This window comes from Hoylesella buccalis ATCC 35310 (assembly GCF_025151385.1).
In the GTDB taxonomy this organism is placed as follows: Bacteria; Bacteroidota; Bacteroidia; order Bacteroidales; family Bacteroidaceae; genus Prevotella; species Prevotella buccalis.
Window position 1 is genome coordinate 2,933,958 of the sequence record NZ_CP102287.1, and the last position, 16,117, is coordinate 2,950,074.

Consider the following 16,117-nt stretch of genomic DNA (forward strand, 5'->3'; position numbering starts at 1 on the left):
CATTTCTTTCCTAAACAACTTATCACAAAGGAAAGAATGAAAACCGCCCAGGTACTCATCTACTCAAATGTGATTTCACCGAAGAAATCGGGACGATGGAAATCGGGTTTCTCGATGTTGATGGGGCTCCAAGACAGGAAATGTGGCTTCTTCAGCGCGTCGCCACATTTGTAGAAGTTGGCGCGGATGGTTTTCCCACCCAAGGATTTGATGTCATGCATGAAGAAAGTCTTGAGCGGAATGATGAAAGCCATCTGCCAATCATAAGGCCCTTTGAGTTCTTCAAAAGGTCTACGACCAAGCGATGACCAACGGTCAACCTGATCCAATACCGTCTGAGGGGCTAACGTTCTGCCTTCTCTTCCTTTGCCACATCCCACCAAGATGGTTCCTCCACAATTGCATTCTATATTATAATAGGTGCCATCATCGGCAGGTTGTGAGAAAAACTCACAACAAGAGTCTTCCCACACGCGCCCGTTATCCTGAGAAGCCGCCGCGCGAATGGAGTCCTCTTTCACACGATAATGCAAGAAGATAGCACGGTCACTATAAGCAATTCGGAAGACTACCTGTGGCGTATAGGGATATTTCTCGGCCCAGTTGGCTTGATCAATAACATGATAATCCACCCCCTCCTCATCCATCATAGAAGGAATGATAGCTGCGGCATAAGGATGCTGCTTGAGTTTTTTTACTGTTAGTTTTTCCATGACAGATTTATTGATTCAGACAAGTATGAATGAAGGACACCATTTCGGGTTCATGAGCGCAAACACGGCGGAACAAACACAACTGATTCTGCGTGCGTACCAAATTATGCTTGTCGTAGTTAATCTTATAATAGGTATCGCCATTGATGTAATCGGCCAGAAACCTCACGCACTGCATGTAGGGGAAAAGCTTGGCAGCATACGGCAGATTCTCTATTTCGATGGGTTCCAAGAAGCGTTGAGCCGATTCGAGATAGCCTCTCGTGAACGCCTCAAAGATATCCATCCTAAAGTCTATTTGGTCAAACTCTTTTGAATCTTCGGCAACGGTATTGGCCCCTGTGCGCAGAAAATCGCCGTAATCGGAGAACACGAAGCTGGGCATCACCGTATCCAAATCGATGACACACAGCACCTTTCCATCCTGGTCGAACATCATGTTGTTCACCTTGGTGTCACAATGACAGATGCGTTTCTTCAATTTTCCCTCGCGATACAAGCGTTCGGCCTTGCACATCTCCTCGGCATACTGCTCCAGTTCGTCCAAAATGGGCTGCACCTCTGCCACTCTTCCCACCTTATCTTCGGCTACGGCCTCGCGCAATTGGCGCATGCGCAGTTCCATGTTGTGGAAATCGGGAATAGTTTCGCCCAGCTGTTCAGGCACGTCTACCAGCATCGACTCGAAGTTTCCAAAGGCCTTTCCGGCATGATAAGAGTATTCAGGATTGACGGTTTCATAGGTTTTGGCATCAGGAATGAACAAAGAGATCCGCCAATACAGGCCTTCATCATCCTTGTAATAAGTTTTTCCCTCAGCCGTTTGAACAAACCGCAGCACCTTTCTGTCCAAGTCGTCCTCACCCTTTTCTTCCAGTTTTTGGCGGATGTGCGCCGTCACCACCTCTATGTTGCGCTGCAACAGGTCTACATCCGTAAAGATGGCGTCGTTGATGCGTTGCAACACATAATCAGGAGTGTCCTGACCTTGTGTCACCACTCGATAGGTATCGTTAATCAAACCATTGCCCAAAGGCAATATGCGGTCTACCGTCCCCACGGTTTCAAAGTGAGAAACAATCTGTTTAAGTTGTTCATTTTCCATGCATCTTGTTGTTTGATGGTTGATTTTTTCAATAGATACGGCGCATTTCAAGACCAATCCATTGCCTCCTGTTCATGATCGTAATAGATACCGCAAAAATAAAGAATTATTCCCAAACGACAAAATGCGATGGCTAAGAAGATGCCTGTTGCATCTTATGGAGCCACTTGCCACTGAACAATCGGTACAAGAAAATACAGCCTCGGAAGGCCAATTCAATGGCCATGGCCGTCCAAACGCCCGCCAGTCCATATTGAGGAGCCAGCATGGCGGCCAAGGTGAGGCGCACGCACCACATGGACAGCAGGTTCATCATGGCAGGTTTCAGGGTGTCACCAGCCCCAACGCACACACTGTAAACAACGATGGCAGCAGCAAAGAAAGGTTCGGCAAAGGCTTCGATGCGCAGGCTCTGGATGCCCAATACACGGATTTCCTCCACCGGTGTGAGCACACCAATCATCTCCGGAGCGAAGATGTACATCAGTATACCCATGAAAGCCATGACGCCCATGCCCAGCCACACCGTCATGTGAGCGAAGCTCTTGCAGATGTCATACCGCCTGGCACCCGCACTTTGTCCCACCAACGTGGTTGCCGCTTCACCGATACCATATCCCGGCATGTAGCAAAGGCTCTCGGCGGTGATGGCGAAAGTATTGGCTGCGATTGCCACTTTACCCAAAGGTGCCACGATGATAATGCTGACAATCTGCGCGCCACTCATCAGAATAGATTGTGCAGCCATCGGTGCACCTATCTTCAAAGCGTTCGTGACATAGTTTGACATCCATCTGAATGGACCCTCGTCTTGCTTCAAAGCCAATATCTTGTTGCGGAAGATGGCGAAGTAGGCCTGCATCACCGAACCAATGAGGTAGGCAGTTGCGGTTCCAAAAGCTGCTCCCAACACCCCTAAATGCAAAATGTAGATGAAAAAATAATTAAAACACACGTCCATGATGCACATGCCCACACTCATCATACTGGGTATTTGCATGTTGCCCGAGCATTTGAGCATAGCCCCAGTGAGGTTGGCCAGTTGGATGAAAGGCATGGCTAAAGCAAACACCAGGAAATAAAGCGAGGCATCATGTGCGATGTCTTCCGTTCCGCCCAGCCAGTAGGGTAGTGGTTGATAAATAAACAGTGCAATGACCGCAATAACCACACTTAACAGAAGACAACAGATAAGTCCATGCCTGAACACTTGTCGTGCTTTCACAAAGTCGTTGGCTCCGATAAAATGGGCTACCTGCACGGAGAAGCCCATGGATGCCGAGGCGGTGATGCTGCCCAACAACCAGGTAGTGCTTTCTACCAAACCAATAGATGCTGACGGATTGGTTCCCAAATGTCCCACCATCGATGCGTCGATGAAGAACATCAGTACGGTGGTGATTTGGGCAAGAATAGACGGAATACTCAACTGTACAATCAAGTTGAGTTTCTCCCCATTCGTCATGACTCTGCCCTCACGAATGCTGGCCAGCAGCGCATCTGTCTTGGTTGTTGAAAACATCTCGTTTAATTCTGTGATACAGATAGTGCCAGCCGAAGACAAACGAAGTTTACTTGCTTTGTTGAGGCGCAGCCTATCATTTGCAAAGATAGTGCAAGCCGAGTGCAATGAAAGTTTACTTGCTTTGTTAAAGCGCAGCCTATCTTCTGCAAAGGTACGGATTATAATTTGTTTTGGGTGAGATTTTCCAGAAAATCCTTTACGATTACGTTCCATGTATCAACACATCGTCCAGACAGGCGGAACGTGATGAATTACGCCTCTACATTGTTCGAAAAAATGACAATAAAATTGAACGTGTGAATGTGAAATCTAGAAAAAATCAATAGGCTTATGGTAGACAAGCGGCCACCATTTGCAGTAAGAAATCTGCATTTTTGTGTCACAACCATTAGTTTTACCCAATTAGTAGGGTCACTTTGCGATGTAATAGATACCATATTGAGGGGTAAAAGCATGCTTATTGAGCCTAAAGAGCAATGCTTTTTCGCATAAGTGCAGCGAAAACTTATTGAATAGTCCACAAATAATCCTCAATTTACTGACATTCAACAATTTACAAAACCATCTTATTTTTGGCGTATTTTCGAAACAGGCCAGAGGTTGATGACTTAGAAGCAAATTATAGAAGGCTTGTTGTCAAGAATATTTCCACTATTCATCATTCTTTTCAGGTGCCATTGCCTGCTCAACTACAACGTCGCAGGGGGCATCATCAAACAAGCAGATGGTGAAAACAAGACATAAAAAAAGCGATTCACCTCTTCAGTGTAATCGCTCCTTATCATATTGATTTCTTTCTATAATCTCTCAAAAAGGGAAGTATTTTTGTTTCTCTCACGCCCCTCCCGCGGCGTAGCCAGTGCAGCATATTGCTGCGACTAGGCTTTTCATCCAATCCTAAACAATCTTTTACCTAACCTTCTCCAACGCTTATCGTGTGGTTGGAGCCTTTTACTATTGAAGATTTCTCCTTACTAACAACCTTAAACTTTACCTTAACTAACCCTATTTTCGTCTATCCTAAAACACTTTTACCTTGACTAAACCTATCTTCTGTCTATCCTAAATCTTATTTACCTTGACTAATACCTTTTCTATGTTATCCTCTGTCAAACCTTCTCTTTACCAACTAATACCTGATATCTTCATCTTTTACCTTTGGGTCTAATACCTATGATATCTCTCAAATTTTCAATTGAATCGATTTTATTTCGAACGTCTCCCGACATCCTTTTTGTCTCATTGACGTTGCAAAGATACTGCTGTTTCCGCGCACAACCAAGAAACAGCAGGTAGTTTTTACACAAAAACAGTGTTTCTTGATGTAAATCAAAATGAAATTGATATATCCATATAACGGCAAAAGGCCAAGCAAGTCGTCCGAATTTGAAGGACTTGCTTGGCCTTTTAAGCTGGCATTCAGCCTATTTCTTGATCCAAGAACCTGATACCACACCGGCTCGGGTAGGAGCTTTGGGGCGATAATAACCCGCCAAACCGATATCGAAGATCAGCGTTGAATAGCCGGGGATTTCGCTTTTGGGAGCTTTCTCCGTACCATAGCCCAATTTATAAGGTATGTAAACCTCCCAACGGTCACCAACAGACATGTGCAACAGAGCCGTGGTAAAGCCGTCGACAAGTCCGCTCACCGCAAATTTGGCAGGATTCATGGTCTGCGGATTGTACGCACCCGAATAGCTACGGTCGAACAAATAGCCTGCTGTATAGGTGGCTGAGGGGATGAGGCGGCCACGGTAGTTCACCATCACCGAATCGGTGTACAGCGGACTGCCAGAGGTACTGTTGCCACGTTCCAACACATGCACGATGATATAATTGTTCAAATCGGCATGAAAGTTCTGTCCGTCGGCTGGCAACGACCAGTTGCGAATGATCATCCAGTTCTGGTCGCCCTTCGCAATTCGCTCTTGCGTGGCGGCATGAAGCTGTGCGAAATAGGTTTCGTTCTTATGTTGCCAATCGGCAAACTCTTCCACCTCGCCGCTGTCTTCGCTACACGATGCCATCGTGAAGACAGCCATCATGAGCAGGAGAAGGTAGCATATTGAATTTTTCTTCATTGTCGTTTCGTTCTAATCTGCCTGCATAAGCTTGGAATGGCTTGCGGGCAGTGGGATTTATTGCATTTTCTTTAACAAGCTGGTAATACTTACCTTTTCTTCTATCACCGAGCACAACTCGCTGATGTCCACGCGCTGCTGTTCCATGGTGTCACGATGGCGCAGCGTCACCTTGTTGTCTTTCAGCGTGTCAAAGTCAACCGTCACACAATAAGGTGTGCCAACCGCATCCTGACGGCGATAACGCTTACCGATAGAATCCTTCTCATCGTAGCTCGTATTGAAGTGGAACTTGAGCAAGTCTACTATCTCGCGCGCCTTCTCGGGCAAGCCCTCCTTACGCACCAAAGGCATCACCGCACATTTTACAGGTGCCAAAGCCGCCGGCAAACGAAGCACAACGCGCTTTTCACCGTTCTCCAATTCTTCTTCCTGATAGCTGTGGCACATCACGGAGAGGAACATGCGGTCTACGCCAATGGAGGTCTCGATGACGTAAGGCACATAGCTCTCGCTGGTCTCTGGGTCGAAATATTTCAGGTTCTTGCCACTGAACTTCTCGTGTTGCGACAAGTCGAAGTTGGTACGCGAGTGTATGCCTTCCACCTCTTTGAATCCAAATGGCATCTTAAACTCGATGTCGGTGGCTGCATTGGCGTAGTGGGCCAGCTTCTCATGGTCGTGGAAACGATAGTTTTCCGCACCGAAGCCCAGTGCCTGATGCCACGCCATGCGTGTCTGCTTCCATTGCTTGAACCACTCCAACTCGGTGCCGGGCTTTACGAAGAACTGCATCTCCATCTGCTCGAACTCGCGCATACGGAAGATAAACTGGCGCGCCACAATCTCGTTGCGGAAAGCCTTGCCGATTTGTGCAATACCAAAAGGCAACTTCATGCGCCCCGTTTTCTGCACGTTGAGATAGTTCACAAAGATGCCTTGCGCCGTCTCTGGTCGCAGATATATCTTATTGGTAGCGTCCGAGAGCGAACCCATTTCGGTGGAGAACATCAGGTTGAACTGGCGCACGTCGGTCCAGTTCTTGGTGCCACTGATGGGGTCTACGATGCCTTCATCCAGGATAATCTGTTTCAGTTCTGCCAAATCAGGTCCTTGCATGGCCTGTGTGTAACGCTCATGCAGGGCATCACGCTTGGCCTGATAGTCCAAAACACGTTTGTTGGTCGACTTAAATTGTGCCTCATCGAAAGCATCACCAAACCGCTTAGCAGCCTTAGCTACCTCCTTATCGATTTTTTCTTCGTACTTAGCAATCTGATCCTCTATCAGCACATCGGCCCGATAGCGCTTCTTCGAGTCGCGGTTGTCTATCAAAGGGTCGTTGAAAGCGTCCACGTGTCCACTGGCTTTCCAGATGGTGGGATGCATGAAGATGGCCGAGTCGATGCCCACGATGTTGTCGTGCAGCAGCACCATGCTCTTCCACCAATATTCTTTGATGTTCTTTTTCAGCTCAACACCATTCTGTCCATAATCGTAAACGGCTGCCAAACCATCGTATATATCACTGCTGGGAAACACAAAACCGTATTCCTTGCAGTGGCTCACAATCTTTTTGAAAACATCTTCCTGTGCCATATCTATTTCTATTTATGATTCTATAATGTCTGGCAAAGGTACTGATTATTTTCGAGTAAGTGGACATCTCGCCTGTAATTCTTTGTGTTTCGTGTCATTTTAAGCGAGTTTCTACCAATCATTTTGTATTTTTGTAAGCAAAAAGAATCGTCCTATGCAAATACTTCTTTCGTGCGCCAAGGACATGACGGATACCGCTGCCGCCACAGACTTGGGCACCACACAGCCCATCTTTCAGCGAGAAGCCGAGCAAACGGCCGTGCAACTCACGAGATACAGCGCTGAAGAGCTGGCTGAAATGTTGCACGTCAATCCACAATTGGCGGCGCTCAACAAACTGCGTTATGCTCATTTCTTAGATCCCAGTCCTACTCTTCAGGCCGCATGGGCCTATCACGGCATTGCCTTTAAGAAGTTGGATGCCGCCACCATGACTGCCGAACAACTGCTTTTCGCCGAACGCCACCTATGGATTACCTCGTTTTTGTACGGATTGCTCCGCCCGCTCAATGGCATCAAAAACTACCGACTGGAAGGCAATGTGCGGCTACCCGAATACGACGACCAGACGATGTTTGACTTTTGGAAACCGCGTCTGACAGATGTTCTCATCCAATCGGTTCTCGATGATGACGGCATCTTGCTGAACTTGGCGAGCGGGGAGATGAAGAATCTGTTCGACTGGAAGCGCATTCGAAAGGCGGTGTGCATCATTGAGCCAGCCTTCAAGGTACGCAAAGGTGACAAACTGCGCACCGTCGTGGTGTATACCAAGATGTGTCGGGGAGCCATGGCGCGCCATGTCATCGTGCAACAAACACACAACCCCAACGCACTCAAAGCGTTTGAATATGAAGGATTTGCATACGATGAGCAAGAAAGCAAAGGTGATCATTGGGTGTTCACCATGCTTTAAGGTCAGCTGTGCGGTTTAACATCTACCCCGTTGTGCTGACATTTCGGCAGCAAAGCGAGCTGTCTTTTGCACATTTGGCTTATTTTTCTTACTTTTGCATATTGACTTTTCATCCTCTTTTTAATTCACGATAATGAGCGATAAAACAACAGATATAGACAACCCGGAAACAGAAGACGACGAGTTGCAGACCGACCAGCATTCTGATTACCAACCAGCCGACCGATTTGACGCCTCGGCAGTACATCATTTGAGTGGGATGTACAAGAATTGGTTCTTGGATTATGCCTCGTATGTGATCTTAGAGCGTGCCGTTCCACACATCGAAGATGGCCTGAAACCTGTTCAGCGGCGCATTCTGCACTCGATGAAGCGCATGGACGACGGCCGATATAACAAGGTGGCGAACATTGTTGGACACACCATGCAGTTTCATCCCCACGGCGATGCGTCCATCGGAGACGCCTTGGTACAGATGGGACAGAAAGACCTCTTGGTAGACACGCAAGGTAACTGGGGAAACATTCTCACGGGCGACCGCGCCGCCGCACCCCGATACATCGAAGCACGATTGTCGAAATTCGCACTCGACGTGGTGTTCAATCCCAAAACCACCCATTGGCAACTGAGCTATGACGGGCGCAACAAGGAGCCCATCACACTGCCGGCAAAGTTTCCTTTGCTGTTGGCGCAGGGTGCGGAAGGTATTGCCGTAGGACTGAGTTCGAAGATTCTGCCACACAACCTGAATGAGATTTGCGAGGCTGCAATACATTATCTCCGAGGCGAAAAGTTCCAATTGTATCCCGACTTCCCCACGGGTGGCAGCATTGACGTGGAGAAATACAACGACGGACAGCGTGGCGGAACGCTGAAAGTGAGGGCCAAGATTGAGAAACTGGACAACAAGACGCTGGTTATCAGGGAGATTCCGTTTAGCAAAACCACCACCACCCTTATAGACTCGATACTGAGAGCGATAGATAAAGGTAAGATTAAGGCCAAGAAAGTGGACGACAACACGGCTGCGGAGGTGGAAATTCAGGTGCATTTGGCGCCAGGAGTGAGCAGCGACAAGACCATTGATGCGCTGTATGCTTTCTCCGACTGCGAAATCAACGTGTCACCCAACTGTTGCGTTATCGAGGACGACAAGCCTGGTTTTCTGACCATCAGTGATGTGCTGCGGCACAACGTGGACAGCACCATGGGACTGCTTCGCAAGGAATTGGAAATACGTAAGAACGAATTACTGGAACAATTGTTCTTCGCCTCGTTGGAGAAAATCTTCATCGAAGAACGTATTTACAAAGACAAGAAATTTGAAGAGGCCAAGGATTTAGACTCCGTGGTGGCTCATGTAGACAACAGATTGGAGCCATTCAAGCCCAACTTTATCCGCGAAGTGACCCGCGATGACATCTTGCGACTGCTGGAAATCAAGATGAACCGCATCTTGAAGTTCAACAAAGACAAGGCCAACGACTTCATCGCACGCACGAAAGCCGACATCAAGAGCATTGACCACGACTTGGCTCACATGACGGACGTGACCATCCATTGGTTCGAATTCATCCGTGACAAGTACGGAAAAGACCATCCCCGACTGACCGAAATCAGGAGTTTTGAAACCATCGAGGCCACCAAGGTAGTGGAGGCTAATGAGAAGCTGTACATCGACCGACAAGAAGGATTTGTGGGAACCGGACTGAAAAAGAACGAGTTTGTATGCAACTGCTCCGACATCGACGACATCATCATCTTCTATAAGGACGGAAAGTTCAAGATTATCAGGGTGGCCGACAAGATATTTGTGGGCAAGAACGTGATTCACGTGCAGGTGTTCAAGAAGAATGACAAGCGCACTATTTATAATGTAGTGTACCAAGATGGCAAAAAAGGCACTTACTTCATCAAGCGTTTCAACGTGACCAGCATCACGCGAGACCGGGACTACGACCTGACACAGGGGAAGCCTGGATCGAGAGTGATGTATTTCACGGCCAATCCGAATGGCGAGGCCGAAACCATCAAGGTGACGCTGGACCCCGACCCGAAGAAGAAAAAGCAGAACATCTTCTTGGAAAAAGATTTCTCTGAGATACTTATCAAGGGCAGAGGAGCCAAAGGCAACATCCTGACTAAGAAGGCTGTTCATCGCATTGGCCTGAAGAGTCATGGACACAGTACGCTTGGTGGCCGAAAAGTTTGGTTCGATCCCGATGTCAACCGCATCAATTACGAAGAGCATGGACGGTTCTTGGGCGAGTTCAACGACGATGATGCGATACTGGTTGTGCTGACCAATGGTGACTTCTATATCACCAACTTTGATCCCAACAACCACTACGAGGACAACATCCAGGTGCTGGAGAAATGGGACGAGCGTAAGGTATGGAGCGCCGTGTTGTTCGATGCCGACAACCAAAGCTATCCATACGTCAAGCGATTCACGATGGAAGCGACCAAGAAAAAGCAGAACTACATCGGAGATAATCCAGACAGCAAGCTGGTCTTTCTCACCGACGTGGTCTATCCGAGGCTGTTGGTGACCTTCGGTGGGAACGATGCCACGCGCCCTGCACAAGAAATTGACGTGGAAGAGTTTATTGCCGTCAAAGGATTCAAGGCCAAAGGCAAGCGCATCACCACATGGGAAGTGAACAAGATTGAAGAACTTGAACCCACACGTTTCCCCGAACCACCGGCTGACGAACGCGACAACGACCCGGAGGAAGAGGGCGAAGGCCAAGAGGATGCTGATGCAAACGAAGAAAATCTCGACCCGGATGCAGGAAAAAGTCAACAGCAGGTGATTGACGAAATATCGGGACAACTCAACCTGTTCAGCGATGAAGACTTGGGATAATCACAGGAAGCCAACATGGCAGTGGGCGTGTATCGCACTAATGCTATGTTGGTCAATGAGCATGGCGGCGCAAACAGGCGCCACACCGTTGGACAAAATAACCACCAATGCCAAGATGATTGGCTGGGGCTATGTGGACATGCTCGACACTTATCTATCTCCAGAACGCTATAAGGGTTGGCAAGTCAACTATCTATCGCATACCTTGCACGAGCGCGAAGACCGTTGCATCAGCACATTGAGCGTGCACCAAGGTAGTTTTGCACACGCCGATAACAGGGCAGGTAACGCAAACGAAATGCAGGCGATGTACCATTTTGCATACGCCTGGCATTACAATTGGCACTTATTGAACCGACGTTTGAACGTCAAGGCCGGCGGCATGCTCAACACACACCTTGGCATGTTGTACAATACCCGCAACTCAAACAATCCCATGCAGGCGAAAGTGGGGCTGAACGTGGCTCTATCAGTCATGGCAAGCTATCGTTTCAGCATCAAGAACAAGCCGCTGACGGTGCGCTATGAGGCTGACGCACCACTGTTGGGCATGATGTTTTCGCCCAACTACGGGCAGTCATATTACGAGATTTTCTCAGAAGGAAATTACGATCACAACGTTGTTGTCACTCATCCAGTCAACGCTCTTTCACTACGACAGATGCTCACACTCGACTTCTCATTATACAAAACCACGTTTAGGATAGGTTATCTGGGTGACTATCAGCAAGCCCATGTGAACCATTTGAGATACCACACCTATTCGCACGTGCTCGTATTGGGCCTTGTGAAGAAATTCACTTTAAACCATCTCCGCCCATGAAACAGTTGTTCTACCTATTGATGGCCTGTTTTTGTTTAATTGGCTGCGTCGACGAAGAGCAGTTGCCAGACACTCCTCGGGGCAACATGGAAGCCTTGTGGCGCATCATCGACGAGCATTACTGCTTTTTTGAATACAAAAACATTGATTGGCAAGAGGTGTATCAGCGTTATTCTAAGCAGATGGAAGAACGCATGGGACCAGAGCAACAGTTTGAAGTGCTGTCGAACATGCTGGCCGAACTGAAGGATGGACACGTCAACCTTTACACCAGTTTTGACCATGGACGCTATTGGAAGTGGCACGAAAACTACCCATCCAACTTCAGTGATACCCTGCTGAACAAATATCTCGGCACCGATTACCGCATCGCCACGGGCATGCGATACCGCATATTGGACGACAATATTGGCTATGTTTACCTGGCATCATTCAGCAACGGCATGGGTGCGGGCAATCTTGACAATGTGTTGTACCACCTGGCACCGTGCAACGGTCTCATCATTGACATCCGCAACAATGGCGGGGGCATGCTGACATCGGCCGAACAGCTGGCCGCACGATTTACCAACAAAGAGCTGCTGGTGGGCTTCATGCAGCACAAGACGGGCAAAGGCCATCGGGATTTCTCCGAACTACGGGAACAACGACTCAAGCCGAGCAAAGGATTGAGATGGCAGAAGAACGTGGTGGTGCTGACCAACCGACAGGTGTTCAGTGCGGCCAACGAGTTTGTAAAATACATGAAGGAGTGTCCAAACGTCACGATTGTAGGCGACCGTACAGGCGGAGGAGCCGGACTTCCATTCTCCAGTGAGCTGCCTAACGGCTGGGGCGTTCGTTTCTCCGCCTGTCCCATGTACGATGCGAACAAACAGAGTACGGAGTTTGGCATCGATCCCGATTATCGCGTGGACATCTCCCATGAAGACTTTCTACGAGGAAAAGACACCATCATTGAGTTCGCCCGCCGCATTCTCAGCGCACACGACAAGCAGACAACAATAACAAGCCATGCCAAAGCTTACAAAGAGCAAATGGGTCGTAACAATCCTATAACCAGACATTGACAATGAAACAAATAGTTAGCCACACGAAACAATGGCTGCAAGGACTGTCTTTCCGCACAGGCGTGATAGTGCTGTGTATCTGCATCCCCTGTTACATTCTCTCTTTCGCCCAGATGCTGCTTCCCATCAGTCATGCCTCCAAAGGTGCGTTGTGGGTGGTGTTCTTTGGATTGGCCAAAACCTTCCAATATGGTGGCCTTACGATTCTTGGAGTGGATGGCTACAAACGACTGAAGAATAAATTCGGTCATCACAATGAGAACAAAAAGCCACGAACGCCACAAGAATAAGACCTGCACATGAAGGATATTTCGTTAGAAAGCAAAAAAACAGCTCAAAACAAACTAAAATAGAATATTATTCATTACCTTTGCATCCGCCCGAGCGCCCGTGGCGAAATTGGTAGACGCGCTAGACTTAGGATCTAGTGTTTTGCGACGTGTAGGTTCGAGTCCTATCGGGCGCACTTAATGAAATCCTAACTGCTTGAACATGAGCGGTTAGGATTTTTCATTCGCGCTTTTTTGAATTTTAGATTCGATAGTATATCTACAACATTAGTTGTTCAACAACATTCCTTTTAGATGATAAAGCCGTGGGTATGGTGGTGAGCCACGGAAAAAACCAGATGAAACCAAAAGCTCTGTCTTAACATAAGATAGGAGAATTGGTTTCATCAGGTTTTATTTATGGTTCAAATAAACCTCGCGGTTCAATTAAGCACCGTGGAACAGATATTCGGCTTGAATGTCTTTGGTGAGCTCTGTGAACAACCGCTCTTGCAGTTTGTCGGCTACACATAGCGCACGAGTCAACACCTTGTCAGAAAATTCTTGCAGCAAATCTTTCGCACGTAACGGCTGTGTTTTGTATATACGCAAATACTCTTCTTCCATTTCACGTTGCCGTTGGTCGGTTTCCTCCTCAAATTTGCGATACGTCTCTTTAATCATGGGCGCATATTTGTTGTAGTTCACCATACCCAGCGTCATCACCTTACGGAATTTCCAATAAGCAGAATCGGCACTCGACTGGTCGGTTCCCTGCGTATATTCAACTGGATATGAGCTGATGCCCTGATACAGCGGCAAGAACAAACCTAAGTCGGCCATGCCCATGGCAACGTAAGCAACACACCCAATGGCCTGAGGCAGTTCGGGACGCACCTGTAGGATGTGGGTCTGTGTGGTTCTGAAGATAGATACCGGGCGATAAGGCTCTTTTGGATTGCTATGTAGATAAGGGTCGTGTTCGGTATTATCGTAGTGGAAACGGAATGCTGTACGCAAATCTGTGATGCTGATAGGCTTCTCGGCTTTGGCGTAAACAGGGAATGTATTTTTGGTTACGTCATTCTTAATCGCTGGTGAAAACATCTTTTGCAGACCCCATACGCGCGGATAGTTATAGGTAGTGTCGAGTTTGACATCGCGTGCATACGATACATGGAAATCAAATTCTCCCTTCTTTGGGTCGTGTAATCCATGTTTCTCGGCAAATTCAATCAAGTCGGCAGATGCCAAATAGTTTTCTTTGTCGTTAGGGTCGTACTGGCGGAAACGGCTCTGGTTGCCCGTGACGAAATATTGCTCTTTCGGCATTCTGCAAGCCAACCACCGATGTCCGCAGGCCGTTTCCAAGTACCATATTTCTTGTGTGTCTACGAATCCGATGCCGAAACCTTCTGCGATACCATGTTTCTCGATGAGCATGCCCAAGCGCTCAACGCCTTCGCGCGCGGTGTGAACGTAGGGCAGTACGACGTTGAACACGGCATTTTCGGCCAAACCCGTTTCAACCAACGGATCATGTTTTAACACCTCATCGCTGCTGAATATGCTTTCAGTTGCACTCATGCCCACGCCGGCGGTGTTGAATCCTGCGCTTCCCCAGTGGCGTGGTAGGTTGAAGGGTGCCAATGCACTGTAACCCAATGCTTCTTTGGGCAGTTCACAGCGGAACGGACTGTCCAAGGCGATAAATTCTTTCGGTCCCTCTTTTGTGTCTTCGTACAGTTCGTAGTTTTTGGCTTCCATGGCATCCCAGTCTTCCGAACGGGCTACGATCATGGAACCGTCGGCTGTCATCTCTCTACCTACTATGATGGTAGTACATTCTGATGGTAATTCACTTACTTGGTTGTTCTTCTTTTTCATAGTTGCTGTGTGTGATATTATGATTTGAATGATGATGTTGTGCGGTATTAGTCCCCGCTACTTGCAAATTTATGAATATTTTTTGGATGATGTATCAATAGGGTTGTAAATTTTTCCAGAATTACACGGCTTTTTCATTTAATAATGTCGGTTTGCGTTTGTAGCCTATCAATCGAAACGTTTTTCGATGAAATGGCTTCCGCTGCAACAACTTTTTAACACAAATGCTGGGTGTTTTTTCAACCAACTTGCTCACTCGGTGAAAATATGCGAAAAATAGAGGCGTTTTGTTATTTTGCTGATTATTAGATGATTATGCGATTTGAAAACTTAAAACACCATGAAAAGGTGAAGTGGTTTGAATGTGAGATACCTTCTTTTAGTACAAAAAGGCCGGCTATAGGATGTAAATTGGGACTTAAAAGCATGCACATTAAGCGCCAAGAGCATACCTATTGTAAGGAAAAAGCATGCATATTGCCGATTTGTTCTTTGTGAATGTGGTACAAGATGGTGATTTCATGGCTTTGAACACCTAAAGCATCTCCCTATTTTATCTATTTCGCAATTTTGTTTTGTCAAAGAAAACGAATCGATTTAACAAACGAAAGGTTTATTAATACATACAAGTAGCGATGTCTACATCTATAACATCATCCACAATGACACAACAGGGGAACTTGCCAAGCACACAAGGCATAAGATGAAGTACAGGCATCGTCCCAAGGGCAGACATCTTCCAATCAAAGACAGGTTGAGTATCCATGAAAGAAGTAAGGAAGTTGACGGGAAGAGATTCGGAGATTTTGAGATGGACTTGATAGTAGACCCTGACCAGCACGCCATACTCACGCTGGTGGAGAAGTCCACCAATATGCTGCTCATGCAGAAACTGCCATTCGGGAAGCAGTCAAAGCCCCTGGCAAAGGTGGTCAGGAAACTGCTGTTACCATACAAGGACAGTCTGAAGACCATTACAACAAACAACGGGCCTGAATTTGCGGCACATAAGGACATTACCAAGTACTTAGGCGTACCTGTGTACTTCGCCGATCCATATTGCTCATGGCAAAAGGGAGCGATTGAGAATACAAATAAGCTGATCAGACAATATATACCGAAAAAGGATTCGTTTGAACATTACACAGACAAGAGAATTATGTCGATACAAAAGAAACTGAACGAAAGACCGAGAGAAAAATTAAACTTTTCTACACCAAAACGAGAATTCTTCAAACACGATTTGTAATTTTGCAC

11 protein-coding genes, 1 tRNA gene and 1 pseudogene are annotated in these 16,117 nt (G+C 47.2%); 7 read left to right on the top strand and 6 right to left on the bottom strand.

The genetic code is table 11. The features are described 5' to 3' along the window. Positions 1–59 precede the first annotated feature (59 nt). The 5 genes from NQ518_RS12010 to NQ518_RS12030 all read right to left on the bottom strand — a co-directional run bounded on the left by NQ518_RS12010 (position 60) and on the right by NQ518_RS12030 (position 7,026). Positions 60–713 (bottom strand): carbohydrate-binding family 9-like protein, encoded by a 654-nt coding sequence (locus NQ518_RS12010; protein ID WP_227961703.1) that lies wholly within the window; start codon positions 711–713, stop codon positions 60–62. Between the two features lie 7 nt (positions 714–720). Beyond that, complete coding sequence (locus NQ518_RS12015) at positions 721–1,818, bottom strand: phosphotransferase enzyme family protein (protein ID WP_227961701.1); 1,098 nt, start codon at positions 1,816–1,818, stop codon at positions 721–723. A gap of 133 nt (positions 1,819–1,951) precedes the next feature. Beyond that, entirely contained in the window at positions 1,952–3,340 is a 1,389-nt protein-coding gene (locus tag NQ518_RS12020; RefSeq protein WP_227961699.1) for an MATE family efflux transporter, read from the bottom strand. 1,427 nt (positions 3,341–4,767) lie between these two features. After that, positions 4,768–5,427 (bottom strand): FKBP-type peptidyl-prolyl cis-trans isomerase, encoded by a 660-nt coding sequence (locus tag NQ518_RS12025; RefSeq protein ID WP_227961697.1) that lies wholly within the window; start codon positions 5,425–5,427, stop codon positions 4,768–4,770. Positions 5,428–5,484: 57 nt separating this feature from the next. Further along, positions 5,485–7,026 carry a glycine--tRNA ligase gene (locus tag NQ518_RS12030; protein ID WP_227961695.1) on the bottom strand — a complete coding sequence of 514 codons (1,542 nt, stop codon included), beginning with the start codon at positions 7,024–7,026 and terminating at the stop codon, positions 5,485–5,487. Positions 7,027–7,180: 154 nt separating this feature from the next. Between NQ518_RS12030 and NQ518_RS12035 the strand changes: the two genes are divergently transcribed. The 6 genes from NQ518_RS12035 (at position 7,181) to NQ518_RS12060 (ending at position 13,170) form a co-directional block, all read left to right on the top strand. Further along, the gene (locus tag NQ518_RS12035; protein ID WP_227961693.1) at positions 7,181–7,942 is read left to right on the top strand and encodes a YaaA family protein; all 762 of its coding nucleotides are present in this window, start codon (positions 7,181–7,183) and stop codon (positions 7,940–7,942) included. A 133-nt stretch (positions 7,943–8,075) separates the two neighbouring features. Beyond that, complete coding sequence (locus tag NQ518_RS12040; protein WP_227961692.1) at positions 8,076–10,811, top strand: DNA gyrase/topoisomerase IV subunit A; 2,736 nt, start codon at positions 8,076–8,078, stop codon at positions 10,809–10,811. Continuing rightward, positions 10,795–11,634 carry a DUF3316 domain-containing protein gene (locus NQ518_RS12045; protein WP_227961690.1) on the top strand — a complete coding sequence of 280 codons (840 nt, stop codon included), beginning with the start codon at positions 10,795–10,797 and terminating at the stop codon, positions 11,632–11,634. The genes NQ518_RS12040 and NQ518_RS12045 overlap by 17 nt, the downstream gene beginning before the upstream one ends. Further along, positions 11,631–12,704 carry a S41 family peptidase gene (locus NQ518_RS12050; RefSeq protein ID WP_227961688.1) on the top strand — a complete coding sequence of 358 codons (1,074 nt, stop codon included), beginning with the start codon at positions 11,631–11,633 and terminating at the stop codon, positions 12,702–12,704. The genes NQ518_RS12045 and NQ518_RS12050 overlap by 4 nt, the downstream gene beginning before the upstream one ends. Before the next feature lie 2 nt (positions 12,705–12,706). Further along, on the top strand, positions 12,707–12,994 hold the full coding sequence (locus tag NQ518_RS12055; RefSeq protein WP_227961686.1) for a hypothetical protein: 288 nt from the start codon (positions 12,707–12,709) through the stop codon (positions 12,992–12,994). A 94-nt stretch (positions 12,995–13,088) separates the two neighbouring features. After that, a tRNA-Leu gene (locus NQ518_RS12060) sits at positions 13,089–13,170 on the top strand. A 250-nt stretch (positions 13,171–13,420) separates the two neighbouring features. Here the strand turns inward: NQ518_RS12060 and NQ518_RS12065 are convergent. Continuing rightward, a complete protein-coding gene (locus NQ518_RS12065) occupies positions 13,421–14,860 on the bottom strand; it encodes a C69 family dipeptidase (RefSeq protein ID WP_227205469.1) in 1,440 nt (479 codons plus the stop codon). A 643-nt stretch (positions 14,861–15,503) separates the two neighbouring features. Between NQ518_RS12065 and NQ518_RS12070 the strand changes: the two are divergent. After that, positions 15,504–16,109, top strand: a pseudogene (locus NQ518_RS12070) (IS30 family transposase); the annotation flags it as partial. Positions 16,110–16,117: the final 8 nt, after the last annotated feature.